The organism is Azospirillum sp. CT11-132, assembly GCF_047302835.1.
Taxonomy (GTDB): domain Bacteria; phylum Pseudomonadota; class Alphaproteobacteria; order Azospirillales; family Azospirillaceae; genus Azospirillum.
Window position 1 is genome coordinate 1,034,757 of sequence record NZ_JBGLZA010000003.1, and the last position, 24,320, is coordinate 1,059,076.

At 68.1% G+C, this 24,320-nt stretch carries 18 protein-coding genes and 1 riboswitch; of the genes, 12 read left to right on the forward strand and 6 right to left on the reverse strand.

What is annotated here, in order from left to right:
• Positions 1-90 precede the first annotated feature (90 nt).
• The gene (murJ, locus tag ACCD06_RS10705) at positions 91-1,665 is read left to right on the forward strand and encodes a murein biosynthesis integral membrane protein MurJ (RefSeq protein WP_413342482.1); all 1,575 of its coding nucleotides are present in this window, start codon (positions 91-93) and stop codon (positions 1,663-1,665) included.
• 41 nt (positions 1,666-1,706) lie between these two features.
• Here murJ and ACCD06_RS10710 read toward each other — a convergent pair whose 3' ends face one another.
• Positions 1,707-2,564 carry an AraC family transcriptional regulator gene (locus ACCD06_RS10710; RefSeq protein ID WP_109157460.1) on the reverse strand — a complete coding sequence of 286 codons (858 nt, stop codon included), beginning with the start codon at positions 2,562-2,564 and terminating at the stop codon, positions 1,707-1,709.
• 174 nt (positions 2,565-2,738) lie between these two features.
• Positions 2,739-2,818: riboswitch (SAM riboswitch) on the forward strand.
• A gap of 80 nt (positions 2,819-2,898) precedes the next feature.
• On the opposite strand from ACCD06_RS10710, the gene metZ reads away from it, so the two are divergent.
• The gene (metZ, locus tag ACCD06_RS10715) at positions 2,899-4,107 is read left to right on the forward strand and encodes an O-succinylhomoserine sulfhydrylase (protein WP_109157461.1); all 1,209 of its coding nucleotides are present in this window, start codon (positions 2,899-2,901) and stop codon (positions 4,105-4,107) included.
• Between the two features lie 84 nt (positions 4,108-4,191).
• Entirely contained in the window at positions 4,192-4,707 is a 516-nt protein-coding gene (locus tag ACCD06_RS10720; protein ID WP_413340571.1) for a phasin family protein, read from the forward strand.
• Positions 4,708-4,711: 4 nt separating this feature from the next.
• On the opposite strand, the gene ACCD06_RS10725 is transcribed toward ACCD06_RS10720, so the two are convergent.
• Positions 4,712-5,689, reverse strand: coding sequence for a cation diffusion facilitator family transporter (locus ACCD06_RS10725; protein ID WP_413340574.1), 978 nt, complete (start codon positions 5,687-5,689; stop codon positions 4,712-4,714).
• A 152-nt stretch (positions 5,690-5,841) separates the two neighbouring features.
• Between ACCD06_RS10725 and ACCD06_RS10730 the strand changes: the two genes are divergently transcribed.
• On the forward strand, positions 5,842-6,261 hold the full coding sequence (locus tag ACCD06_RS10730) for an OsmC family protein (protein ID WP_109109402.1): 420 nt from the start codon (positions 5,842-5,844) through the stop codon (positions 6,259-6,261).
• A 129-nt stretch (positions 6,262-6,390) separates the two neighbouring features.
• On the forward strand, positions 6,391-8,430 hold the full coding sequence (locus tag ACCD06_RS10735) for a YjbH domain-containing protein (protein WP_413340577.1): 2,040 nt from the start codon (positions 6,391-6,393) through the stop codon (positions 8,428-8,430).
• A 2-nt stretch (positions 8,431-8,432) separates the two neighbouring features.
• Here ACCD06_RS10735 and ACCD06_RS10740 read toward each other — a convergent pair whose 3' ends face one another.
• Positions 8,433-8,831, reverse strand: coding sequence for a hypothetical protein (locus ACCD06_RS10740; protein ID WP_413340579.1), 399 nt, complete (start codon positions 8,829-8,831; stop codon positions 8,433-8,435).
• Between the two features lie 342 nt (positions 8,832-9,173).
• Here ACCD06_RS10740 and ACCD06_RS10745 point away from each other — a divergent pair, with 342 nt between their 5' ends.
• Positions 9,174-9,338 carry a DUF1328 domain-containing protein gene (locus ACCD06_RS10745; protein ID WP_109157471.1) on the forward strand — a complete coding sequence of 55 codons (165 nt, stop codon included), beginning with the start codon at positions 9,174-9,176 and terminating at the stop codon, positions 9,336-9,338.
• 316 nt (positions 9,339-9,654) lie between these two features.
• On the opposite strand, the gene ACCD06_RS10750 is transcribed toward ACCD06_RS10745, so the two are convergent.
• Positions 9,655-10,470: an RNA polymerase sigma factor gene (locus ACCD06_RS10750; RefSeq protein WP_247871659.1), complete on the reverse strand. Its 816-nt coding sequence runs from the start codon at positions 10,468-10,470 to the stop codon at positions 9,655-9,657.
• Between the two features lie 668 nt (positions 10,471-11,138).
• Between ACCD06_RS10750 and ACCD06_RS10755 the strand changes: the two genes are divergently transcribed.
• The 4 genes from ACCD06_RS10755 to ACCD06_RS10770 all read left to right on the forward strand — a co-directional run bounded on the left by ACCD06_RS10755 (position 11,139) and on the right by ACCD06_RS10770 (position 13,891).
• Positions 11,139-12,065 (forward strand): lytic transglycosylase domain-containing protein, encoded by a 927-nt coding sequence (locus ACCD06_RS10755; RefSeq protein ID WP_247882769.1) that lies wholly within the window; start codon positions 11,139-11,141, stop codon positions 12,063-12,065.
• A gap of 201 nt (positions 12,066-12,266) precedes the next feature.
• Entirely contained in the window at positions 12,267-12,602 is a 336-nt protein-coding gene (locus tag ACCD06_RS10760; RefSeq protein ID WP_109152017.1) for a hypothetical protein, read from the forward strand.
• Between the two features lie 120 nt (positions 12,603-12,722).
• Positions 12,723-13,034, forward strand: coding sequence for a hypothetical protein (locus ACCD06_RS10765; protein WP_109157472.1), 312 nt, complete (start codon positions 12,723-12,725; stop codon positions 13,032-13,034).
• A complete protein-coding gene (locus tag ACCD06_RS10770; protein ID WP_413340582.1) occupies positions 13,031-13,891 on the forward strand; it encodes a class I SAM-dependent methyltransferase in 861 nt (286 codons plus the stop codon). Before ACCD06_RS10765 ends, ACCD06_RS10770 begins: the two co-directional genes overlap by 4 nt.
• Before the next feature lie 35 nt (positions 13,892-13,926).
• Here ACCD06_RS10770 and ACCD06_RS10775 read toward each other — a convergent pair whose 3' ends face one another.
• Together ACCD06_RS10775 and ACCD06_RS10780 are read right to left on the reverse strand one after the other, a co-directional pair.
• Positions 13,927-18,279 (reverse strand): translocation/assembly module TamB domain-containing protein, encoded by a 4,353-nt coding sequence (locus ACCD06_RS10775; RefSeq protein ID WP_413340584.1) that lies wholly within the window; start codon positions 18,277-18,279, stop codon positions 13,927-13,929.
• A 96-nt stretch (positions 18,280-18,375) separates the two neighbouring features.
• On the reverse strand, positions 18,376-20,346 hold the full coding sequence (locus ACCD06_RS10780; protein WP_413340586.1) for an autotransporter assembly complex protein TamA: 1,971 nt from the start codon (positions 20,344-20,346) through the stop codon (positions 18,376-18,378).
• 275 nt (positions 20,347-20,621) lie between these two features.
• Here ACCD06_RS10780 and typA point away from each other — a divergent pair, with 275 nt between their 5' ends.
• Complete coding sequence (gene typA / locus ACCD06_RS10785) at positions 20,622-22,448, forward strand: translational GTPase TypA (protein WP_109076391.1); 1,827 nt, start codon at positions 20,622-20,624, stop codon at positions 22,446-22,448.
• Positions 22,449-22,630: 182 nt separating this feature from the next.
• A complete protein-coding gene (locus tag ACCD06_RS10790; protein ID WP_413340588.1) occupies positions 22,631-24,304 on the forward strand; it encodes an ABC transporter permease in 1,674 nt (557 codons plus the stop codon).
• Positions 24,305-24,320: the final 16 nt, after the last annotated feature.

Sequence of the window (24,320 nt, forward strand, 5' to 3'; positions counted from 1 at the left end):
ACCAGCGCCATCACCACCACCAACGGCACCGCATCCACTGCGCCGAAAAGCCGGCTTTGCCGCGCTTCCATGGCCGGCTATACCGCCGCGATGAATTTCGCACGCGCCATCGCCACAGTCGGCGGCCTGACCCTGCTGAGCCGGCTGGCCGGCTTTGCACGCGACATCCTGACGGCGGCCGTGCTGGGTGCCGGGCCGGTCGCCGACGCCTTCTTCGTCGCGCTGAAGCTGCCCAACCTGTTCCGCCGGCTGTTCGCGGAAGGCGCCTTCGGCGTCGCCTTCGTTCCGCTCTTCGCCGCCGAATTGCAGACCCGCGGCCGTGCCGCCGCCATCCGCTTCGCGGAAGAGGCGCTGGCGATGCTGCTGGCGATGCTGCTGCCCTTCACGCTAGCCGCCATCGTCGCCATGCCCTGGCTGATGCACGGTCTCGCCCCCGGCTTTTCGGACGAGCCGGCCAAGTTCGCCCTGGCGGTGGACATGGCCCGGCTGACCTTTCCCTATCTGGCGCTGATCTCGCTGGTGGCGCTGCTGGGCGGGGTGCTGAACGCGCTCGACCGCTTCGGCCCCTTCGCCGCGGCTCCCATCGCCTTCAACCTGACCCTGGTCGCCGCCCTGCTGATCGCGCCGCGGCTGGGGCTGGAGCCCGGCACCGCCATGGCGGCGGCGGTCACGCTGTCGGGTGCGGTGCAGGTCGGTTGGATGGCCTGGGCCTGCGGCAAGGCGGGCGTCGCCCTGCGTCTGCGTCCGCCGCGCATGACGGAGGGGATGCGGCGGCTGTTCCGGCTGATCGGGCCCGGCGCGATCGGGGCCGGCGTCATGCAGATCAACCTGTTCCTGAACATCGTGCTGGCCTCGCTGCTGCCGTCGGGCGCGGTGTCCTTCCTTTATTATGCCGACCGGCTGAACCAGATGCCGCTGGGCATCATCGGCATCGCCATCGGCACCGCCCTTCTGCCGGTTCTGGCCCGTCATGTCGCCGCAGGGGATGAGCGGATGGTGCGCCATTACCTGAGCCGCGCGCTGGAGTTCAGCCTGCTGCTCGGCCTGCCGGCGGCGGTCGCGCTGGGCGTGGCGGGAGCGTCCATCGTCTCCGTCCTGTTCCAGCGCGGCGCCTTCGGTCCGGAGGAGGCGCAGGCCACGGCGATGGCGCTCGCCGCCTATGCCGTCGGCATTCCGGCCTACGTGATCGTGAAGTCGCTGAACGCCGCCTTTTTCGCCCGCCACGACACGGTGACGCCGGTACGGGTCGCCGTCGTCGTGACGGTGGCGACCGCCCTGCTGGCGCTGCTGCTGATGCCCTGGCTGGGCCATGTCGGAATCGCGCTCGCCACCGGTTTGACGGCATGGCTGGATGTCGGGCTGCTGGTCGCGGCGATGCGCCGGCGCGGCCTGTTCGACCTGGATGACCGGCTGAAACGCCGCGCGCCGCGCATCGCCGTGGCGGCGGCCGGCATGGGGGTGGCCCTTCTGGTGGGCGAGCGTGCGCTTGCACCCTGGCTCGCCGCATCCTCCACCGCGGTGAGGTTCCTGGCGCTCGCCTTGCTGGTGTCCGGCGGAGCCACGGCCTTCGGAGCGCTGGCGACGCTGCTGGGCGGGGCAAGTCTGGGAGACGTGAAGGGGATGCTGTCGAAAAAGCCGCAACCGAGCAAAGAGCAGGTCGGCTGAACCGGCGGACAACGGAAGCGGCGCCACTTCCGTGCCGTGCCTTACTTGATCGGCAAATAGACGTCGGTCAGCAGATCATGCTCCGGCGTCTCGCCAATGAAGTTCAGATAGTGGAAGTACACCGGGAAATCGCGAAGCTCTTCGCCGCTTTCCGGAAGCCATCGGCCATAGAGAAACCGCACGACCTCCCCGATCTGCTCGTGCGCTCCCCGGTGCCTGACCACGGCGCATCGACCGCCGGGAATGAGCTTCTTCACCACCCCTTGGGGATTGTCCGGCACCTCGCCGTCGATCTCCCCGCAGATGTCGAACCGGAAATCGGCCGGTTCGGTGGTTTCCGGGTTGTCGAAGGCGACGCCGAAGGTCCGGCACCGTTCCCGCGGTGACAGCCCGCTGGCCTTGCGCCAGTCGATGAAGATGCGAACCGAGTCATTCACGCCTTCGATCGGTCCTCGATGACAGTAGGCCGCCACCTGGACAGGCGCGACTTCGACGATGGAGACATCCATGGTCCTGATCCTTCTTCTTTTGATGTGACGATAGCGGTCGTGCCACTGCCGCCATTCCGGAGTTTTCCTGAACTCCGACGGGGTTTGGCCGAACGCAGTCTTGAAGGCGCGGGAGAAGGATTCCGGCGTTTCGAAACCGGCGTCCAAGGCGATGTCGATGACCTTGTCGGCCGGATAGAAGGCCAGCCGGAACGACGCCCGCTTCAACCGTGCCAGCTGGATGTATTTCCCGACGCTGACATCGAAATGAGCCGAGAAAAGACGATGGAAATGGAACTTGGAGAGACAGGCGACATCGCTCAGCCTGTCGAGCGACAGGTCGCCTTCCAGATTCTGATCGATGTAGTCGAACAGCCGGGAAAATCTCTCGTCATACTCTTGCCTGCTCATCGTCGATCCGGCCTGAACGGTTGATGGAAGGAACCATAAGCCGGGGGTCCGGCAGCCGTCCTGACACATCTTGCTGAATATCGACCGCGATTTCGGATCGGCGGACCGAACGCATTTCGGAAAAAGGGATGGCGGCGCTACCCCCCTTGACGGCGGTCATACGCAGTCGTACAAGCGAACCCACGTGGTGATTTGGTCGACCGGCTTGCGGGCCACGTAAAACAACCCGCTAAAAAGGTCCGAGCCGCGTCCGCGCCTCGACCCGATCGGTCGGGGCGTTTTCTGTTTGCGGCCGGCCTCGCCCCACCGGCGTCATTCAGGGGAGAGTTGCGGAATGTCGCGCACCGATCATCGCAATCCGAATGTCGCGGGGCTGCGCCCGCGGTCCAAGCTGGTCCATGGCGGCATCCGCCGCTCGCAGTTCGACGAGACCTGCGAGGCGCTGTACCAGACCTCCGGCTTCGTTTACGGCTCAGCCGAGGAAGCGGAGAATGCCTTCGCCAACGATGGCACGCGCCATGTCTACTCGCGCTTCCGTAACCCGACCTCGGCGATGTTCGAGGACCGGCTGGCCGAGTATGAAGGCGCCGAATGGGCCTATGCCACCGCCAGCGGCATGGCGGCGGTGCATGGCGCGCTGATGAGCGGCCTGCGTGCCGGCGACCGGGTGGTGGCGCCGCGGGCGCTCTTCATCTCCTGCTATTGGATCCTCAAGGAACTGTGCGGCCGCTACGGCATCGAGACGGTGTTCGTCGACGGCACCAACCTGACGGAGTGGGAAGAGGCGCTGTCCAAGCCGACCAAGGCGGTCTTCCTCGAAACCCCGTCGAACCCCGGGCTGGAGGTCGTCGATCTCCAGGCGGTTTGCGACCTCGCCCACAAGGCGGGTGCCGTGGTGGTCGTCGACAACGCCTTCGCGACGCCCGTCCTGCAGCGCCCGTTCGACTTCGGCGCCGATGTCATCATCTATTCGGCGACCAAGCACATCGACGGTCAGGGCCGCTGCCTGGGCGGCGTCATCCTGGCAAAGGACAAGAAATACGCCTCCGAGGTCATCCATCCCTTCCTGCGCAACACCGGCCCGACCATCTCCCCCTTCAATTCCTGGCTGCTGCTGAAGGGCATGGAGACGCTGGAACTGCGCGTGCAGGCCCAGTCGGCGGCCGGGCTGCAGGTCGCCGAGTTCCTGGAAAGCCACCCGAAGGTCGCCCAGGTGCTGTACCCGCTGCTGCCCAGCCATCCGCAATATGATCTGGTGCGCAAGCAGATGACCGGCGGCGGCAACATGCTGTCGGTCTTCCTGAAGGGCGGCAAGACCGAGGCGTTCAACACGCTGAACGGCCTGCGCATGGTGATGATCTCCAACAATCTCGGCGATTCGAAGAGCCTCATCACCCACCCCGCCACCACCACCCATTCCAAGCTGACGGACGAGGAAAAGGTCGCGGCGCGGATCGAACCCGGCCTGCTGCGCCTGTCCGTTGGTCTTGAGGATCCTCAGGACATCATCGAAGATCTCGACCGCGCGCTCGCCGAGGCGTAAAGATCGTCCCGGAACCTATGCTGCAGTGCAGCGTTGATGCTGCAGCCAAGTTCCGACAACGATTTTTTGAGAGGGGCGACGCCCATGTCATCACAGAACGCCGGCAACGGCCATCCCACCGACAGGCTTCTGGCGGTGGCGGGCCAGCTTACCAAGACCGGCCTTCGCAGCAGCGAAATGGGCGTCGCGGCGGCGCAGACCATCGGCTATCGCACCGCGATGATGACGGCGGCGCTGTCGAATCCCATCGACTTCGCCAACCCGGAATTCATCCGCATGGGGTCGGAGAAGGTGGAGGCGGCCGTCGAAGCCTTTCATGCGGTGGCCACCGGCATCGGCGAGTTCGGGCAGGCCTGGATCACCATGATCACCAAGCAGACCCAGGCGGCGGCGGCCACCATCGGCGGGCTTGCCACCTGCAAGAACCCGGTGGAGATCGTCGACGTGCAGCAGCGCCTGCTGGCCGACGCGGTCGATGCCGGCATCCACGCCAACCTGCGTCTGATCGAGGCGACGGCGGCGCTGGCGGCTGCCAGCATGAACCCCGCCTACCACAAGGTGCGCGCCAACGCCCGCCGCCTCGCCCGCGAGCAGGTCTAAGGGCTCAGACCACCTCCGCTGGGGCAAGGCGGCAGCAACTGCCGTCATGCTCCACCTGGATGGTGGCATGGCCGATGCCGAAGCGCTCCTTCAGCACCGTCGAGATCTCCAGCAGAAGGGCGTCGTCCTGCCCCATGCCGGGGCGGACGAGATGGGCAGTCAGGGCGGTTTCCGTCGTGCTGATCGGCCAGATGTGCAGGTCATGCACGGTGACGACACCGGGCAGCGCGGCCAGATAGCGCTCGACTCCTGCCCGGTCGATGCCGTCGGGCACGGCGTCCATCGCCAGCCGCACCGAATCGCGCAGCAGACCCCAGGTGCCGGCGATGATGACCACGGCAATGACGATGCTGGTCACCGGGTCCAGCCACAGCCAGCCGGTGAAGCGGATCGCCAGCGCTGCCAGCACGACGCCCAGGGACACCGCCGCATCGGCCGCCATGTGCAGATAGGCGCCGCGCAGGTTGATGTCCTGCTTCTGCCCGCCCATGAACAGCCACGCGGTCCAGGCGTTGATGACGATGCCGATCACCGCCACCACCATCACCGTGGTTTCCCCCACCGGCTCCGGATCGGCGATACGGTTGGCCGCCTCCAGCAGGATGGCGCCGACGGCGATCAGCAGGATCATCGCGTTCAGCAGCGACGCCAGGATCGACGCATTGCCGAAGCCGTAGGTGTAGCGCCCCTGCGGAATCCGCCGGCCCAGCCAGACCGCTCCCCAAGCCAGCAGCAACCCCATCACGTCGCTGAGATTATGCCCGGCATCGGCCAGCAGCGCCGTGGAGTTGGCGAGCAGCCCATAGACCGCCTCCACGACCACGAAGCCGATGTTCAGCAATGCCCCAAGCGCGAAGGACCGGTCGTATCGCGCCGGCCCGTGATGGTGATGGTCACCGTGGTCGTGCCCGGCATGGCTGTGACCCACTTCGGAAGAACCGCCATGGGAATGGCCGTGCGGCATGGTGAAGGGCCTCGTCATCGCAATATGCGTCGCTGCACCGTCGACTTTGGGCGAGCGGGCGCCGCCAGACAAGCCCGGTGATGGAAGCGCCGCGCCCCCTTGCGCCGCCCCGCCGCCGCGCCTAGCTTCGCGCGGACACTCACGATCAACAGTGAACGAAGGAAATGGTCATGAAGGCGCGCGTCACTTGGGTGGACGGCAAGATGTTCGTCGGCGAATCCGGCAGCGGCCATGCCGTGGTGATGGACGGCGCCCCGGAATCCGGCGGCCGCAATGCCGGCATCCGCCCGATGGAAATGCTGCTGATCGGCATGGGCGGCTGCACCTGCTTCGACGTGGTGATGATCCTGGAAAAGGGCCGCCAGCAGATCACCGACTGCGTCGCCGCCATCGAGGCCGAGCGGGCGGACACCGATCCGAAGGTCTTCACCAAGATCCACGTCCATTTCACCGTGACCGGCCGCAAGCTGGATCCCGCCAAGGTGGAGCGCGCCATCGCCCTGTCGGCGGAGAAATACTGCTCCGCCTCGATCATGCTGGGCCAGACCGCCACCATCACCCATGACTTCGAGGTGGTCGAGGCGCCGTAACGGCGACGGCCTCCCGCGTCTTTTCAGTTGCATTCATACGCATGACTCGCGAAGGATCGGATCGTATCTCCGAACCTTCGCGATCAGAGCGTGCGCCACACTGCCTTTATTGTTCTTCTTGCGGCACCCGTGGTCCTGGCCCCCGCCCTGGCTGATGAGGTGCAATACAGCCTGTCCGACTGGGGCGGGATCGGGCTGTTGCAGATGCCGAATGCCCGCATGGCGCCAGACGGTTCGATGAGCGGCGGGTTGACCGCGCTTGGCGACCTGCACCGCCACTACACCATATCCGCCCAGCCGATGCCCTGGCTGGAGGTCACCGCGCGCAACAGCGCCTATCCCGGCTATTACGGCCTCACCGAACCCGGCCTCGATCTGAAACTCCGGTTGCGGAGGGAGGATGAGCGCGGGCCGGCCCTGGTGATCGGCGGGCGCGACGTCACCGGGTCGGGGCTGGATCTTCCCGGCAAGGGCCGCTTCGCCGGCGAATACATCGCCCTGTCGCGGCGCTGGTGGGACTTGGACCTGACGCTCGGCATGGGATGGGGAACGTTGGGAGAGGCCGGGCACCTGCGCAACCCGTTGCGTTTCCTGGGCGGCCGTTTCCGCCGCGACCGCGACCCGTCGGCATGGCCGACAACCCGAGGCCCCAAGGCGTGGTTCAGCGGCGAGCGGGTGGCCCTGTTCGGCGGCGTGGAGTGGCACACGCCCATCGACGAGCTGAGCCTGAAGCTCGAATCCTCCGGCGACCGCTTCCGTGCCCAACAGCAGGACGAACCGGGCTTCGATCCCGGCAGCCGCTACAGCCTGGGCCTGTCCTGGCGCCCGGCGTCCTGGGCCGATTTGGGCGCGGCCTACGAGCAGGGTAGACGCCTGATGCTGCGGCTGTCGGTCCGCTTCGACCCGGCGGTGGATGCCGACCGCCCCAACCGCCCTCCCCCCGGCGTCGGGCCCCGCCCGTCCGCCGGCTCCGCCCTGTCTGCCGATGCCATCGCCCTGGTGGCGCGCAGCCGCGGCCTGCCGGTCCGCGCCGCCCAAATCGAGGGAGAGGTCGCGACCCTGTGGCTCGATCCGGCCGGGAGCGGTCGGATGCCGCTGGCGCGCGAGGTCGGCGATGCCGCCCGCCTGCTGGCCGATCTGGCGCCGCCGCAGGTCGAGCGGTTGCGCATCGTCACCGGCGCCGGTGGCCTGGACACGGCGAGCGTTACCCTGCTGCGCCGCGACCTGGAACGGGCCGCCGATCACCGCGGCAGTGCCGAGGAGATCTGGCGGACGACGCAACTTGCCGCAACGGCGGACCCGCCACCGGGCTGGCGCCCGCGGCTCGACCTGTCCACCCGCCTCGTCGCCAGCTTCGATCTGGCCGAGTTGGGGACCGCGGTGGCCCAGCGCACCCACACCGACGTGGTGCTGCGGGCGGAGCCTCTGCGCGGGCTGGTTCTGGGTGGCGGACTGCGCGTCAATGCGGCGAGCGATCTGCAACTGCTGGACACCAACGCCGTGCCGGCGGCGCAGCCGGTGCGCAGCGACCTGCCACGCTATGCCGACCGTCCGCTCGCGCTCGACCATGCCTATGCGGCGTGGCTTGCCAACCCGGCGGAGGGGCTGACGACACGGCTGTCCGGCGGTCATCTGGAGGAGATGTATGCCGGCGTCGGTGCGGAGGCGCTGTTCCAGCCGCTCGCTACCCGATGGGCGTTCGGCCTCGACCTCAATCAGGTCTGGAAGCGCCGGCCGGAGAGCGTCCTCGCCATCGACCACGGCGACGCCCGCGGCACCGGCCACGCCAGCTTCTATTGGGAAGCCCCCGGTGCCGGCACGACCACTGCGCTGCGGCTCGGGCGCTATCTCGGTGGCGATTGGGGCGGAACGGTGGAGGTGATGCGCCGCTTCGACGGCGGCATCGGCCTGACCGCCCATGCCACCTGGACCGAGGGACCGGACGGCGCCCAGAGCCGCTTCGGCGGGCGGATGGACTGGGGGATGGCGCTGGTGGTGCCGATCGCCGCTTCGGGATGGCTGCCGGTCGGCGGCACGGTGGAAACGGCGGTCCGCACGCTGGGCCGCGACGCCGGGCAGCGCCTGCAGCAACCGCTGCCGCTCTACGATCTCCGCGTGCCGGGAGGCGTCGGCCGCCTCACCGGCACATGGTCGCATCTGCTGGACTGACGTCAGTGGGCCGGCTTGGTTGCCGGGGTCGGCGCGCGCGTCGTCGAAGGATTGCGCGGGTCGAGGACCACGGTCGTCCACTCCCCTTGCGGGGTCATGGCATTGGCGACGTAACGGTCACCCTCCTTGCGGAAATCGCGCACCGACACATAGCCGGCAGCGCTGAGCTGGTTCAGCAGCGTCGTCTGTTGCAGTTCGATCGGCTTCTGCCCCCGACCACGGCGCCCGGCCAGATCGGACGAGGATTCGCCGGCGGAACCCGTCAGTCCGGAGACATCGCCACCGGTGCTCCCGGAATAGGCGCCGGAATAGCTTTTTTGCAGGTAGGTCTGCTGCGCCATCGCCGCCGGCGCCATTGCGAGCGAAGCGGCCATCGCCGCCAGGATCAATCCGGTCTTCATAGGATCCTCCCGTGTTGTCGTCCCCCATTGGCCGGCGACTGCCGGGCCTGATGATCCGGAAACGCGCCGGAAGCCCCATTGTTGCATAAATGCCAGTCCGCACCAGCCTTGCGGCGCCCGGATACCCCGGCCAATCAGGAAGCGGGAACATTGGACCGACGACAGTGTTCTGGTCTTCGAATGCCGCCGCACCGGCTGTGCTTACCGTCACCTTGGCCCGACTTGCCTTACAAGCAAAGGCCATGTGACAAAGCCGACGGGACGGCGGGTGCGGCCACGACTTGTCTCATGCGTGACGCCGGCAGTCCTTGGTGACTATTCGGCCGAACGAGGGAGGGTATGATGCTCTATTGGGCTCTCGTTTTCTTCGTCATCGCGCTGATCGCCGGCGCGCTCGGGTTCGGTGGGATCGCGTCGGCCAGCTCCGGCGTCGCGCAGATCCTGTTCTTCCTGTTCCTGATCCTGTTCGCCATCAGCCTGATCATGGGTCTGGTCCGGCGACGGTAGGCCGGCCGATGGTCCAATCCGCCCAACCGGGCGATCCGCTTTTCCGGCAGGACGGAACCAACGGCGGACCGCCCGGTTGATCGCGGTATCTCCTGACGCTGCAACACTCTCTCCTCCTGAGGTGACGTCAGGGCCGGCGAGCCCAGGCGGCGCTTCGATTGTCCCCGCCTCCGGCGGCGTCCCAAGCGGGCGCCGCCGTTCTTTTTTCCGTCATTACGGATGAAAGAGGTGGGCATATGAAAACGGGGCACCCGGCAACCGGGTACCCCGCGAAATCCATCCTGTCCTCAATGCCCGCCCGCTCAAGCGTCCGTGTTCAGGCGTCCGCGTCGTCCGATGGGCTCTCGCCCTCCATCAGCAGTCGCAGGGCGCGACGACCGCGCGACAGGCGCGATTTCACGGTTCCGATGGAGATGCCGAGGATGTCGGCCGCCTCGTTGTAGGAAATCCCCTCCAGACCGATCAGCAGAACGACCTCGCGCTGTTCGTTGGGGAGCAGGGCCAGCGCCCGGCGCAGGTCACGCAGTTCCATCCGCACGAATTGCGAGCCGGGGGCGGCTCCGATCGCGGCCTGCGCCTCGGCGTCGATGTCGACCACCGGCTGGCGGCGGCGTACGCCGTTGATGTGAAGGTTGCGCAGGATGGTGAACAGCCAGGCGCGGAGATTGGTGCCGGGCCGCCACAGATGCAGGCGCGACAGCGCCCGTTCAAGGCATTCCTGAACCAGATCGTCGGCCAGCGTCGCATCCCGAACCATGGCGCGGGCGAACCGGCGCAGCCGTGGGATTTCCTCCTCGATCTGGCGGATCACCGCCGGATCGGGCGGTGCGTTGGGGTCGGGGCGGAACTCGTCCTGGGCATCCCCCTGAACGGCCACGATGCCGGCATCGGCCACGACCGTATCGGCTTCGCCGGCCTCGGTGCCGGCTTCGGCCCGCTTGGCCTCCGTATGGGCCTCCGCATGGGCAGTCAAATGGGTCTCCATCCCGGCATCGGCGTTTTCCTGGTCTGTGTACGTCGGCAGGCCGTCCGAACGGGTCCGGCCAACGGCCTCGGCGCCGAACGGCATCGGATCGGCCAGGGCCGGGCCGCGCAGTCGCTGGCTCAAGGTTGTTGCGACGTGGTTCGCCATCGGTGAAACGATGCCTCCTTCAATGCCGTTCGCCGCGGCGACGCCGACCGCTTGCTCGACTGCGGGCGACAATGCCGGGGCCTCCGGCGCGAAGGCCCCGGACGCGGAAATCTCCATCGTCCGGGGCCATCGAATTTGCAGCCGATTATCTGGCCCGATCCGTACGTAATGAGCGCACAAACGAGCTGCCAGTTGGGAAAAAGGCTAATGGGTCATACAATAGGGCCGGTTAACCCCTAGAGTACCCCGTGTATCCCACACCAATCACCGTTCGGGCATTGGCGCTACATCTGGTCTTTCGTTATTTCTCCAACTCGATTGGAGGACGCATGACCAACGTGAAAAGAAAAAGACCGACCGACATTCGTCGATCGGTCTATGCATTTTTTATTGGCAGCGCCACATCAAGCACTTACGGCGATGTATTTTCCGGCAGCCGGCCTTCCGTTTCGGCTTACGCCGTCACGCCTGGCACCCGGCCAGACGGATGCAGCGGCGTCCTCCCCGAGAGTTCTGCTTTCGACCTTTCGATGGTCTCCGAAAGCTTGAAGAAAATCATACAGGGGGGTCCTGTGGAAGGCCACACGAACCTTTGCGGTACACCGTCCGCGTCGCGTATTTCCGCAACCTCACGGCGCATCGGCAGGCGTGGAACCCGCCCGGCACGTATGGCCGCGCTGTCTGCGGCAGTGCTCCTGCCTGCCCTGCTGGCGGCAGCGCCCGCGAATGCCGGCATCGCCGAAAAGACCGTCGCCGCGCTGGAGGCCCTGGCCAGCAAGGGCAGCGCCCGCGCCCAATACGAATTGGCGCAGCATTACGACCGCGCCGACGGGGTGAAGGCCGACTCCCGGCTCGCCTTATCCCTCTATTGCCGTGCAGCCCGTCAGGACTTTGCCGACGCGGCGTTGATGGCCGGCCGGATGCATATGGCCGGGGCGGGCGGCGTATCCAAGGACGCCGATCTCGGCCGTGCCTGGCTGCGCAAGGCCGCGTCCCTCGGCAACGAACAGGCGGAGCGGCTGGTCGGCACTGTCAGCGCCAAGGTGAAGACGCCCGACCGTTGCGAGCCGCCCAACCTGCGCTGGGGCATCATCCGCAAGCCGCCGGCCGAAATCCGCGCCATGGTGCAGAAGATGGCGCCGACCTACGGCCTCGATCCCGATCTGGTGCTGGCGGTCATCGCGGTCGAGTCCGGCTACCGCGTCGACGTCGTGTCGAACAAGAACGCCCAGGGTCTGATGCAGCTGATCCCGGAAACAGCCGAACGCTTCGGCGTCTCCGACCCCTTCAACGCCGAACAGAATCTGCGCGGCGGCATGAAGTATCTGCGCTGGCTGCTGGCCTATTTCGACGGCAACGTCGCCTATGCGCTGGCGGGCTACAATGCCGGCGAGGGGGCGGTCCTGCAGTACAAGGGCATCCCGCCCTACCGGGAGACGAAGGATTACGTGACGAAAATCCGCAGCATCTACGCGCAGACCTATCACCCCTTCAACCGTGGCGTCGTCCAGTCGGCCGGCCTCGTCAGCAGCGCGCGAGAGGAAGTCGCCGAACTGTCGCTTTCGACCAGAACGCGCAGCGGCGGAAAACGCTGAGAACGTGAGATTGCGACTCGGAAAAATGCGACTCGAACGACTCGGGAGTGGCTTGGTTAACACTTTGGTTATAAAATGACGATTACCCTCGGGGCACGACGGATTTCGCAAGCGCTGGCGCCCATGGGGACGCCATCCCGCGTCACCCGCCAGCGTCTCACCTGCAACGTTTCATCCGAACGTTTCCCGAGGACCTGCCCGATGCCCATGGCCGCCGACGTCGACACCATCGAACGCACCTCCATCGTCGCCTACACGCTGCTGAACGAGCTTCATGAAGTCCTGGCCCTGCCCAAGGCTCCGGACGACGTCACGCTGGGCATCCTGATGGGCATGGCCATGTTCCTCGACGACAAGGTCGGCCCGATGCGCGCCAAGCGCCTGATGAGCGAGGCGCCGACCATCGTGCTGAAGACGGACGCCCACGTCACCACCGACCAGACCCAGCGCATCATGCCGGTCCTGCGCGCCTTCGGCGATCACCTGAAGGAACTGCGCATGAAGGCGGAGCGTCCGGTCAGCGGGTCCGTCGGCTGACGACACCCGCTGATTTTTAAGTTTTGCGGACCCGGCGCCGACCATGGCGCCGGGTCCGTTGTGTTGGCAAACTGTCAGGCTGCTTGACCGAACGGTGAAATGGGCCGAAGCTTCCGGCCCATGGACTGGTTCACCGGGATCAGCATCGTCGCCATCATGGCCGGCGTGACCGTCAGCACCGTCGTGCTGGTGGCCGTCGGATCGATCCGCCGCAGCCTGAACGAGGCCGCGGCCCGCCAGTCCCAGCAAATCCGCAAGCTGACGGAGACGGTGGCGACCCTGTCCCAGCAGCAGCAGGCGGCGCAGACCCGCATCCAGCAACTGACCGACGCCAACCGCAAGCTGTCCGACGAGTTGTCGGCGCTGGGCGAACGGCTGAACGACGCCGACACGGTCCAGCGCGTGGCCGGCACGGCGAGGCTTCTCCATTGACCGCGACCACCTTACCCGACACCCCCGCTCCCGATGCTGGCCATCCCGATGCCGTCAGAGAGCGTGACCGCTGGGCCGCCAGCGCCGACGCCTGGGACCGTTGGGCCGATCCGATGGCCGATCTGGCCGACAAGCTGAACCGCCCGCTTCTGGATGCCGCCGGTCTGACGGAGGGTCACCGGCTGCTCGACCTCGCATCGGGCGCGGGCGAGCCGGCGCTGAGCGCCGCGCGCCGGGCCGGACCGGACGGGCTGGTGGTGGGCAGCGACCTTGTCCCCGGCATGATGGCCGGCGCCGTCCGCCGTGCCCGCAGCGTCGAGGGACCGGCGCCCGCCTTCACCGCCGCCGACATGACCGCCCTGCCCTTCGCCGACGCCGCCTTCGACGGGGTGACCTGCCGGTTCGGCATCATGTTCGTGCCGGGCGTGGACGCCGCCCTGCGCGAGGTGCGGCGCGTCCTGCGCCCCGGCGGCAAGGCGGCCTTCATGGTGTGGGGACCGCGGGCCGGCAACGGGCTGTTCGCGGAGATCGGCGACGTGGTCGCAGACCATCTCGGCGAGGACGGCAGCCTCGACCCGCTGTTCCGCTTCGCCAAGCCGGGATTGCTGTCCGAAGTGATGCGGGCCACCGGCTTTGCCGAAACCTCGGAGACCGAGTTGACCCCGGTGCGCAAGGCCCCCGCCGGCCAGCCCTTCTGGCGCGCCGCGCTGGACATGAGCTTCGGCCACCGGCTGGGCGGATTGAGCGCGGAACGGCGCAAGGCGTTGGAGCAGGACATCGCCAGGCGGTTCGATGCCCAGGCGGTGGACGGCATCGTGCCGGTGCCGTCGCACGCGCGGATCGTCGTGGGGCGTTGAGGTCAGGTGGGGGCGTCGTCAGCCGACAGCCCCTCTCAATAATCCTTCTCGTAGATCACCCCGAACTTGGTCTCCGAATTGGCTCCGACCGCGGCGGTGCCCTTCAGGTTCTTGGTGATGTCGATCTCGACCTTGGCCCGGCTCTGGTTGGCGCCGATGCCCTGTTCGACGCCGACATAGACGCGGTCGCTGACGTAGCGGCCGGCCTGAACGGCGCCGCCCTTGCCGTTCTCGCCCTGGGTGAAGTCCAGCCGGTCGACGCCCAGGCCGCGGCGCACCTTGTCCAGGATGCCGCCGCCACCGCCGCCGATCCCCGCCAGCGACGCCGCCGACTGGGCCAGCTGAACCGCTTCCGCGGCGCTCAGGTCGCCGACCGACTTGCCGAACAGCACGCCGGCCAGCACCTCGTCCTGCGGAAGTCCCTGCGGAGAGGTCAGCTCGATCTTCGGCTGGCGGGCGGTGCCGCTGACCACGACGTCGGCGGTGATGCCGTTGGCCGTCGCCTCGGCCAGCAGATCCAGCCGGGGGTCGATCGGCTGTGTGCCGTCGAAATCGAAGATGCCGCGCTTGAACTCGAAGTTCTTGGCCAGCAGGTCCAGGCTGCCTTTCAGGATGGTGAAGCGGCCGGTCACCTCCGGCGCGGCGGCGGTGCCGCCCACACGCAGGTTGCCGCCCAACTCAGCATTCAGCCCGCGACCGCGCACGAAGATCTGATTCGGCGCATTCACCGTCATGTCCAGCGCCAGCACGAAGGGCGAAGCTGCCGGAGGCGCCTCCTGCGGAGACGGCACCCGGCGCGTGCCGCCGGCGGTGGACACCTGGGTCGTCCCGCGGGCGCGACGGCCCTTTCCGACCTCCGTCACCTTCAGATCGACGACATTGGCGGGCATGCGGTCGGGAACCTGGATTTCGGCGCGGCGGATGTCGACCGGCCCGGCGAGCCGGGCGTTGGCGAAGCCGCCGGTCAGGGTCAGATTCGCCCCGATCTCCGCCGTCACCAGATCGATCTCCAGCAGCCGGGCATTGTCGGCCTGCAGCCTGATGTCCAACTGCTGGTCGGCGGCGGCACCCGGACGGATGACGCCATTGGCGGTGATCGCCCCGCCGTTGCGGGTCCGGCCGCGGAAGCTCTGGATGGTGAAGACGTCGCCGTCGCCGACCAGCCTCGCCTCGATGTTGGTGATGACGGCACCCGAGGCCCGGTTCTCGTAACGCCCGTTCGCCAGCACCACCGATCCGCCGAGAGTCGGCTTGCCCACCGTGCCGCCGGCCCGCACGTCCAGCCGCAGCGATCCGCGCGCCCGGTCGCCCGATGCGGCGAGCAGGTCGTTCGCGAGCGACATATCCACCGTGCCGTTGACCGCCGCCTCCAGAGTGCCATTGGGCGGCACGCTGACGGCGTAGCTGTCCGGGTCCATCACCAGCGGCAGGGCGGCGTTGGCGGTCAGCGTGCCGGCATTCTTCGGCATCGCGACCCGGCTGGCCAGAGTCAGCCGGCGGTCGCGCCATTGGATGTCCGCCGTGGCGTCGATGCCGGGCAGTCCGGCCTGGGTGGTCTGCTGCGCCTTCAACCCGCTGATCCGCAGGGTGGCGTCGGCACGCGGGTTGCGCAGCGTGCCGCCCAGCGACGCGCGCGCATTGGCGACGCCATCCAGCGCCAGCGTCGGGCTGGCGAGCTTCGCCAGCGCCAGCGGCAGGCGGTCGATGGTCAGCTCGCCGCTCAGCCGCTCGCCGTTCAGGCCCAGGTCGGCGGCCAGCCGGGCATTGCCGGACGACAGCCGCAGTTCCTTCACCTCATAGCGGCGGTCGGCCAGCAGGATGGTGGCGGGGGCGGTCATCCGCAGATCCTCGCCGGCATAGCGCGCCTGCAGGCGGTCGAGCCGGATGCGGGTCACGCCGCCATCCATCGCCAGCCCACCGGCGAGGTCGAGCGCGACCGGCTGCGCGCCGGCGCCATTGGCGTTGGCCTGGAAGCTGGCCTTCGCCAGCGACCCGTCGACGGAGGCGGTGACGCTGCGCAGGTCGTTGCCCGCGGCGTTGCCGTCGGTCATCTCCACCCGCGCCTTGCCGGTGGGGGTGCCGAGCGCGTCGGCGACGTCGGCCTTGGCCGTCAGTTTCCGGGCGGTCAGCAGCGGTCCGCCTTCGCCATCCACCCGAAGATTGCTGGCGTCGGCGGTCAGGCTGGCGGCCTGCTTGCCGCCCTTGCCGTCCAGCGCCAGGGTGAAGCTCGCCCCACCGCCGAGCGGCATGCCCGCCAGTTCCGACAGGCCGTTCAGGTTGGGCAGCTTGCCCTCCAGCCGGCCGGTGGCGAGCAGCGTGTCGAGCGCCACCTGCGCCTCGCCCGTGATCCGGTTGGTGCCGTTGGCAATGGTCAGCCCGTCCAGCCGCAGCGTCTGCTCACGCAGCGCGTAGCGCCCGTCGAGCGACAGCGGAGTCTTGTCCAGGTTGGTGCGGGCCGACACCGTGCCGTTCGGCGTGGCCGGCAGGCCGGCGGCGGTCGCCTTCACCTCCGTGGCGCCCAGCCGGCGGCCCTGCACCACGAGGTCGCGGGCGTTCAGCGTCGCCTGCGCCTGGATGGCGTCGAGCGGACCGCGGGCGGTCGCCTCAAGCGTCGCCGCTCCCTCCATCGGCGTGCCGAGCGCCGTGCCCAGCGGTTCCAGCTTCGCCACCGTCAGGGTGGTTCGCGCATCGACCTTGTTGTCCGCCAGAGCCGCGGTGCCGGTCAGCTTGCCGTTGCGTCCATCCACCGTCAGGTCGGTCAGCCGCATGGCACCGTCGGGATCCATGCGTGCCGCCAGGGCCAGCGTCGCCTTGTCGCCCAGCACCGCATCGGCCGGGGTGCCGGTGGACAGCCGGTCGAGGCTACCGGTCAGATCGGCGGTCAGCGTGCCGTCGGCGACTCGCTTGACCGGCCCCGACAGCGCCACGGCGCCGGCCAGCGGCCGGCCGGCGAGGCCGGACAGCGGGGCAAGGTCGTCGGCGCTCGCGCTCAGGGTCAGGTCGGCGGTCTGGCCCCAGCCACCGATGGTCCCCTTCGCCTCGGCCCGCGCGGCGGCGGCGTTGAGCGCCAGCGTCTCCAGCCCGATCCCGCCGCTGCCGGTGTCGATCCGCGCGCGGGCGGCCAGGGTGGTCTCCGGACCGGTCAGGCGGGACAGCGCCGGATCGTCGGCCGCGAGGTCGCGCAGAGTGGCGTTCACCGCGACGTTCAGCGCGCTCAGCGCCCCTTCGGCGGAGCCTTCCACCACCCCCTCGCGCCAGGACAGCGGCACCAGCGGATGCAGGGTGGAGTCCGGCCCGGCCTGGACGGTCCACCGCAGGTTGAGGCTGTTGTAGTCGGCGCCGATGTCGCCATTCACCGTCGCATTCGCGGCGGCGACGGTCAGCGCCAGCGGACGCAGGGTGATGGCCCCCGACGGCGCCCGCAGCACGGTCGCGTTCAGCGTCGGGCTGGGACCGATCAGCGGAGTCACCGTGTCGCCCGCCAATCCGGCGATCAGCGGCGCGAAATTTCCGCCGGCCGCGAGCGTCAGGAGATGCCCCTCCGGCGCCTTCTTGATGGTGGCGTCCGCATTCAACGTGCCGGTAGGCGATGCCGCCTCGCCGGCGGTGGCGGTCAGCTTGCCGGTCCAGTCGTCCAGCGTGCCGTCGCCCTTCAACGCCAGTTCGACCGGTGGCAGGCCCGGCATCGACAGCGCGCGGGCCATGACGCCGCCCGCCGGTTCCGACGCGTTGACCGACAGGTTGAGCGTGTTCTTGCCAGGATCGAAGGCGGCGACCAGATCGGCCTTGCCGGGCTTGTCGTCGATGCGCGCCACCGACAGGTTTGCGTTCAGCGCCCCACCGCCATGCTCCAACAGCACCGAGCCGGCAATGCGCAGCACGGCCTGTTCGCCCAGCAGCGCCGGCGCCAGGTCCAGCCGTTCCACCACCAGCTTCTTCAGGTCGATGTCCACCGGCAGGCTGGGCAGCAGCGAGGCGTTGGGATCGGACGGCGTGGCGGGCTGGGTGCTGACCGGTGCGCGGGTCACCACCACCGAAGCCGCCTCCAGCGCATCGATCCTGGCGCTGCGCATGAACAGCGCCGAGGGCGACATCACCACATGCAGCCGGTCGATGGTCAGCCAGACGCCTTGGCTGTCGGCCAGCGTCACGGTGGCGATGGTGAAGTCGGTGGGGATGCTGCCTTCGATCGCGCCGAGCTTCAGGTGCATGTCCGGCGATTCGACCGCCCCCTCGATCTTCTCCGTCAACCACTCACGGGCGGTATCGCCTGAGAACAGCGAAAAAGCCCGGACGGGCTGCGGATCGGCCAACAGGCCGGTGAGGATCGTCAGACCGACCAGAAATAAGCGAACCGCCGTCACACCATGCCCTTTCACCAGCGCCACCGTTGTCTCAACCGCAATAAACGGTCATCGTCCCGGAGGATTGGGACGAAATTGCGCCCTTGACGTCGTGCCCTCTCCCGGGGCGGGAGAGGGAGATTAGAACGCCTGCCCCAGGCTGAGATACAGCTGCCAGCGCGCATCGCCGTCGGCGGGGTTGAGGGGAACGCCGACATCGACGCGCAGAGGGCCGAAGTCGGTGTAGTAGCGCAGACCCAGACCGGCGCCGACGCGCAGAGGCTCACTGAAGTCCGGATAGGCCGAATCATAGACGGTGCCGGCATCGACGAAGGGCACGATGCCGATGCTCTCCGTCACCTTGATGCGCAGTTCCGCCCCGATCTCGAACAGCGACCGGCCGCCGACCGGATCGTCATAGCGGTCACGCGGCCCCGCCTTCTGGAAGCCGTAGCCGCGCACCGAGCCGCCGCCGCCGGCATAGAAGCGATGGTCGGGCGGGATGTCCGACAGCGAGGTGCCGAGGATGCTGCCCAGCCCGATCCGCGCCGCGGCGACGTAGCGCCCGTCATTGCCGAGATCGTAATAGGTGGAGCCGTTGAACAGCACCGAGGTGAAGGGCGACTCGGTATCTCCGCCAACCGGGAACCAGGGCGTCACCTGCAGCGAGGCCCGCTGGCCGGAGGTGGGGTTCAGCAAATTGTCGGTGCCGTTCCAGGCCGCCCCCAGCGGCACGCCGATGAAGGAGGTCTGATAGGTCTTGTCCTCCGTCCGCACCCGCCCGCGCTCGCCGGTCACACCATAGCTGATGGTCAGCTGATCGGTCAGCGGCCTTTCCAGCTTGACCGTCAGTTCCGACGCGACGCGGCTATAGGCCGGCGGCTGGTCGTTCACCACGGCAAAATTGACCAGCAGCGACTGCTTCACCGCCAGGAAGTCGGGCTTGCGGAAATTGACGCTGAAGCGCAGGTCCGGCAGGTCGTTGCCCTTGCTCGACGTGCCGCCGGACGATCCGGCCACACGCCCGACTTCGACGCCGAGGCGCAACTGCTCCGCCCCGCCGAACAGGTTGCGGTGGCCCCAATAGGCGTTGGCGCCCAGCCCGTCCTGCGTCGAATAGGTGACGCCGCCGCCGATGAAGCGGCGCTTTCGCTCGCTGACCGTGACGATCACCGGCGTCACGCCGTCCGGCCCCGGTTCGTCCGCCATCCGCACGCGCACGGTGTCGAAGACCTGAAGGGCCGCAATGTCCTGCCGCGCCCGGTCGGTGGCGCCGGGGTCGTAGACCTGCCCCTCTTTCCAGGCGAGGCGCCCGCGCACCAGATCCTCGTCGACCTTCTGCAGACCTTCGATCCGGGTGGCGCCATAACGGGTCAGCGGGCCGGGGTCGACGGTGTAGGCGACATCCATCGTCCGGTCGGAATGATCGACCACCACCTCGCGGTCCGATGCCTTGGCGAAGGCGTAACCGCGCTTGGTCAGCCGTCCAACCAGCTCCGACTCGGCGTCCAGCACCTTCTGCGCCACCGCGGGGGAGCCGGCGGCGAGGCCGAGATCGTCGGTCGCGACCTCCTTCGGCAATGTGGAGCCGCCAGTGGAGTTGGCGGCGCCGCGCACCGTCACCGTCTTGATGTGGTAGAGCGGTCCCGGAGTCACCGCCACCGTCACCTTGACCGGCGCCGCCTCCCCTCCCGCAGGCAGAGTGCCGGTCGCGGCAGGATCCTCGATGCGGATGTCCAGCTTCGCGTCGTAATAGCCGGCGGAGCGCAGCGCCGTCTGCAAACGGTCGCGGTCGCTGTCGGCCCGCCGCTCCAGCCCGATGAGCGAGGGCGGATGATCGTCCTTCAACTCCACCAGCGTGGAGGCGTCGCGCAGCGTGCCACGCAGCCCGTCATCCTCGATGCCGGTGATGTCCACCTCATAGGTGATGCCGGCCGGCCGCACCTCCTCACCCGGCGGCGGGGCTTCCGGCGGTGCGCTCTGCGGCGGCACCACCGGCACGGCGCCGGGGATGCTGTCGGGGGGCGAATCCTGGGCATGCCCGGCGCCCGCCGGCCCCAGCATCAGCAGGGCGGCGACCAGCGGAGCGGCGATGGGGGCCTTGAGCGGCACAGCTGCAATCCTCGTTGCGGCGGCCGCGCGGCGGCGGGAAGCGGAAGCGAAACGGATCATCGTTCCCAATGTAGGGTCCAATCACGCATGGCTCCATCCCGGAAATTCGCGTTAGACCAAAGGGCACGGCGCTTGCGTTTTGGCCGAGGATCCATATATTGCGCCGCAACAGTTTCCCCGACAGCGCCCACGGATTAATCTTCGTCGGGCCTTTTTGTTGTTTGTGGCATGACGCTGCTGCGTGTCGGGGGTGCCATTGCGAGACCGAAGGCTCCATGAATCTCCGTAACGTCGCCATCATCGCCCACGTCGACCACGGCAAGACCACGCTGGTTGACCAACTCCTCAAGCAGGCCGGCTCGTTCCGCGAGAACCAGCAGGTGGCTGAGCGCGCCATGGACTCCAACGATCTGGAGCGCGAGCGCGGCATCACCATCCTGGCCAAGTGCACGTCCGTTCTGTGGAACGACCTGCGCATCAACATCGTCGACACCCCCGGCCACGCCGATTTCGGCGGCGAGGTGGAGCGCATCCTCTCCATGGTCGACGGCGTCGTCCTGCTCTGCGACGCGGCCGAAGGCCCGCTGCCGCAGACCAAGTTCGTGCTGGGCAAGGCCCTGAAGCTCGGCCTGCGCCCGATCGTCGTCATCAACAAGGTGGACCGTCCCGACGGCCGTCCGCACGAGGTGCATGACGAGGTGTTCGACCTGTTCGCCTCGCTCGACGCCTCGAACGAGCAGCTGGACTTCCCGACCCTGTTCGCCTCGGGCCGCAACGGCTGGGCGACCACGGACCTGGAGAACGGCGCCCGCGAGACGCTGACCCCGCTGTTCGAGCTGATCCGCGACCATGTCCCGGCCCCGAAGGTCGAGGAAGACCTGCCCTTCACCATGCTGGCGACCACGCTGGAAGCGAACCCCTATCTGGGCCGCATCCTGACCGGCCGCATCCAGACGGGTTCGGTCAAGGTCAACATGGCCGTCAAGTCGATGAGCCGCGACGGCAAGCTGGTCGAGAACGCCCGCATCAGCAAGGTGCTGGCCTTCCGCGGCCTGGAGCGCGTTCCGGTGGAAGAGGCGCATGCCGGCGACATCGTCGCGCTGGCCGGCCTGACCAACACCACGGTGGCCGACACCATCTGCGCGCCGGAAGTTTCCGAGCCGCTGGCCGCCCAGCCGATCGACCCGCCGACCCTGGCGATGACCTTCTCGGTCAACGACAGCCCGCTGGCCGGCCGCGAGGGCGACAAGGTCACCAGCCGCATGATCCGCGACCGCCTGTTCCGCGAAGCGGAAGGCAACGTGGCTCTGCGCATCGCCGACACCGAGGGCGGCGACGCCTTCGAAGTGGCCGGCCGCGGCGAACTGCAGCTGGGCATCCTGATCGAGACCATGCGCCGCGAGGGGTATGAGCTGGCGATCAGCCGTCCGCGCGTGCTGTTCAAGACCGACCCGCTGAACGGCCAGCGCCTGGAGCCGATCGAGGAAGTCGTCGTCGACGTCGACGAGGAGTTCTCGGGCACCGTCGTTCAGAAGATGTCGGAGCGCAAGGCCGACCTGATCGAGATGCGCCCCTCGGGCGGCAACAAGACCCGCATCGTCTTCCACGCCCCGTCGCGCGGCCTGATCGGCTATCAGGGCGAGTTCCTGACCGACACCCGCGGCACCGGCATCATGAACCGCCTGTTCCACGGCTATGCTCCCTTCAAGGGCGCCATCGCGGCTCGCCGCACCGGCGTGCTGATTTCCAACAGCGACGGCACCGCGGTGGCTTACGCCCTGTGGAACCTGGAAGATCGCGGCCCGATGCTGATCGATCCGGGCGTGCCGGTGTACCAGGGCATGATCATCGGCGAGCACACCCGCGGCAATGACCTCGAGGTCAATGTCATCAAGGGCAAGCAGCTGACGAACATCCGCACCACCAGCAAGGACGAGGCGGTTCGCCTGACCCCGCCGATCCAGATGACCCTGGAAAAGGCGCTGTCCTACATCTCCGACGACGAGTTGGTGGAAGTGACGCCGAAGTCGATCCGCCTGCGCAAGCGCTACCTCGACCCGAACGAGCGCAAGCGTCACCAGCGCGCCGCCGAAGCGAGCTGAACGGCTCTAGTGTAGAGCAGAGTAGTAGAGGCGGTTGCCCCCACCCTAACCCTCCCCCGCTTCGCAGGGGAGGGAACTCCGCCGCCCCGCGGCAGACTCCCTCCCCGCCCAGCGGGGAGGGTCGGGGTGGGGGCAATGCCTCAAAACGCCAACATTCCCCCGACAGCGAGGACACCCCCCGCATGGCGATGGCGACCGACGCGAAGTCTCCCGGCTCCCCGTCCTTCTCTCTCCGCCAGCTGTGGTCGCGCATCGGCCTCACCGGCCTGTTCGCCCTGATCCTCGCGCTGCTGATCGCCCTGCCGATCCTCGCCGTCTTCATCCAGTCGGCCGGCGTCTCCACCGATCTGTGGGGGCATATGGCGCGGACGGTGCTTCCCGGCTACATCCTCAACACGCTGATCCTGCTGGGCATCGTCGGCGTCGTCACGTTGGTGACCGGCGTCGCCTGCGCCTGGACCGTCACCATGCACGACTTCCGCGGACGCGGGGTCCTGCAATGGCTGCTGCTGTTGCCGCTGGCCATGCCGGCCTATGTGCTGGCCTACACCTACACCGATTTCCTGCAATATGCCGGACCGCTGCAGTCCTTCCTGCGCGCCACCTTCGGCTGGCGGCGCGGCGACTACTGGTTTCCGGAGATCCACACCGCCTGGGGCGCCGGGCTGGTGCTGTCGTCGGTGCTCTATCCTTACGTCTATGTGTTGACCCGCGCCGCCTTCCTGGAACAATCCGTCTGCGTGCTGGAGGCCAGCCGCACGCTCGGCTGCACCGCCTTCGGCGCCTTCCGCCGCGTGGCCCTGCCGCTGGCCCGGCCGGCACTGGTGGCAGGCGTCGGCTATGCGCTGATGGAGACGCTGGCCGACTTCGGCGCCGTGCGCTATTTCGGCATCGACACCTTCACAGTCGGCATCTACCGCACCTGGTTCGCACTGGGCGACCCGGCCGCGGCGGCGCAGTTGGCCGCCGTCCTGCTGCTGGTGGTGCTGGCGCTGGTCGGGCTGGAGCGGCTGTCGCGCGGCAAGATGCGTTTCCACCAGACCACCGGCCGCTACCGCGCCCTGCCCGCCCCGCGCCTGTCGGCCCGCGGCACGGTGCTGGCCTGGATCGTCTGCCTGACGCCGGTGCTGTTCGGCTTCCTGCTGCCGGGGGCGGTGCTGATCCGCATGATCCTGCGCGGCGGTACGGAGCTGACGCTCGCCCGCTTCACCGACCTGACCGTGAACACCTTCATCCTCGGCGCCAGCGGGGCGCTGCTGGTCGTCACGGTGGCGCTGATGGTGATCCATGGCGTGCGCCACGACCGCAGCGGCTTCGCCACCGGCGCGGCCCGCCTCGCCTCGCTCGGCTACGCCACCCCGGGTACGGTGATCGCGGTCGGCATCCTCATCACCGTCGGGCTGACGCGCGATTGGACCGGCTGGCCAATGGGCGCCATCCTCGGCACCACCATCGCCGGCATCCTCTATGGCTATCTGATCCGCTTCTTCGTCGTCGCCTATGGGCCGCTGGAGTCCGGATTCGCCAAGATCGGCCCTAATCTGGAGGGCGCCGCCCGCTCGCTCGGCCATACGCCGCTGCAGGTTCTGCGCCGGGTACATCTGCCGCTGCTGCGCCCCAGCCTGCTCAGCGCCGCCATGCTGGTCTTCGTCGACATCACCAAGGAGTTGCCGGCGACGATGATCCTGCGGCCCTTCAACTTCGACACGCTGGCGATCGAGGCCTTCCGCATGGCCTCCACCGAAAGGCTGGACGACGCCGCCCTTCCCGCCCTGGTGATCGTTCTGGTCGGGCTGGCGCCGGTCATCTACCTGAGCCGCACCATCGCCGCGTCGCGTCCGGGCCACCAGGGGTAAGCTCCGGGGGGCAAGC

Excerpts from the sequence above, each read along its gene's own strand:
- ACCD06_RS10760 (WP_109152017.1), top strand. The coding sequence starts at position 12,267 with ATGCCCATGGCCGCCGACGTCGACACCATCGAACGCACCTCCATCGTC.
- ACCD06_RS10720 (WP_413340571.1), top strand. The coding sequence starts at position 4,192 with ATGTCATCACAGAACGCCGGCAACGGCCATCCCACCGACAGGCTTCTG.
- ACCD06_RS10725 (WP_413340574.1), bottom strand. The coding sequence starts at position 5,689 with ATGACGAGGCCCTTCACCATGCCGCACGGCCATTCCCATGGCGGTTCT.
- ACCD06_RS10790 (WP_413340588.1), top strand. The coding sequence starts at position 22,631 with ATGGCGATGGCGACCGACGCGAAGTCTCCCGGCTCCCCGTCCTTCTCT.
- typA (WP_109076391.1), top strand. The coding sequence starts at position 20,622 with ATGAATCTCCGTAACGTCGCCATCATCGCCCACGTCGACCACGGCAAG.
- ACCD06_RS10730 (WP_109109402.1), top strand. The coding sequence starts at position 5,842 with ATGAAGGCGCGCGTCACTTGGGTGGACGGCAAGATGTTCGTCGGCGAA.
- murJ (WP_413342482.1), top strand. The coding sequence starts at position 91 with ATGAATTTCGCACGCGCCATCGCCACAGTCGGCGGCCTGACCCTGCTG.
- ACCD06_RS10750 (WP_247871659.1), bottom strand. The coding sequence starts at position 10,470 with ATGGCGAACCACGTCGCAACAACCTTGAGCCAGCGACTGCGCGGCCCG.
- ACCD06_RS10745 (WP_109157471.1), top strand. The coding sequence starts at position 9,174 with ATGCTCTATTGGGCTCTCGTTTTCTTCGTCATCGCGCTGATCGCCGGC.
- ACCD06_RS10740 (WP_413340579.1), bottom strand. The coding sequence starts at position 8,831 with ATGAAGACCGGATTGATCCTGGCGGCGATGGCCGCTTCGCTCGCAATG.
- metZ (WP_109157461.1), top strand. The coding sequence starts at position 2,899 with ATGTCGCGCACCGATCATCGCAATCCGAATGTCGCGGGGCTGCGCCCG.
- ACCD06_RS10765 (WP_109157472.1), top strand. The coding sequence starts at position 12,723 with ATGGACTGGTTCACCGGGATCAGCATCGTCGCCATCATGGCCGGCGTG.
- ACCD06_RS10755 (WP_247882769.1), top strand. The coding sequence starts at position 11,139 with ATGGCCGCGCTGTCTGCGGCAGTGCTCCTGCCTGCCCTGCTGGCGGCA.
- ACCD06_RS10710 (WP_109157460.1), bottom strand. The coding sequence starts at position 2,564 with ATGAGCAGGCAAGAGTATGACGAGAGATTTTCCCGGCTGTTCGACTAC.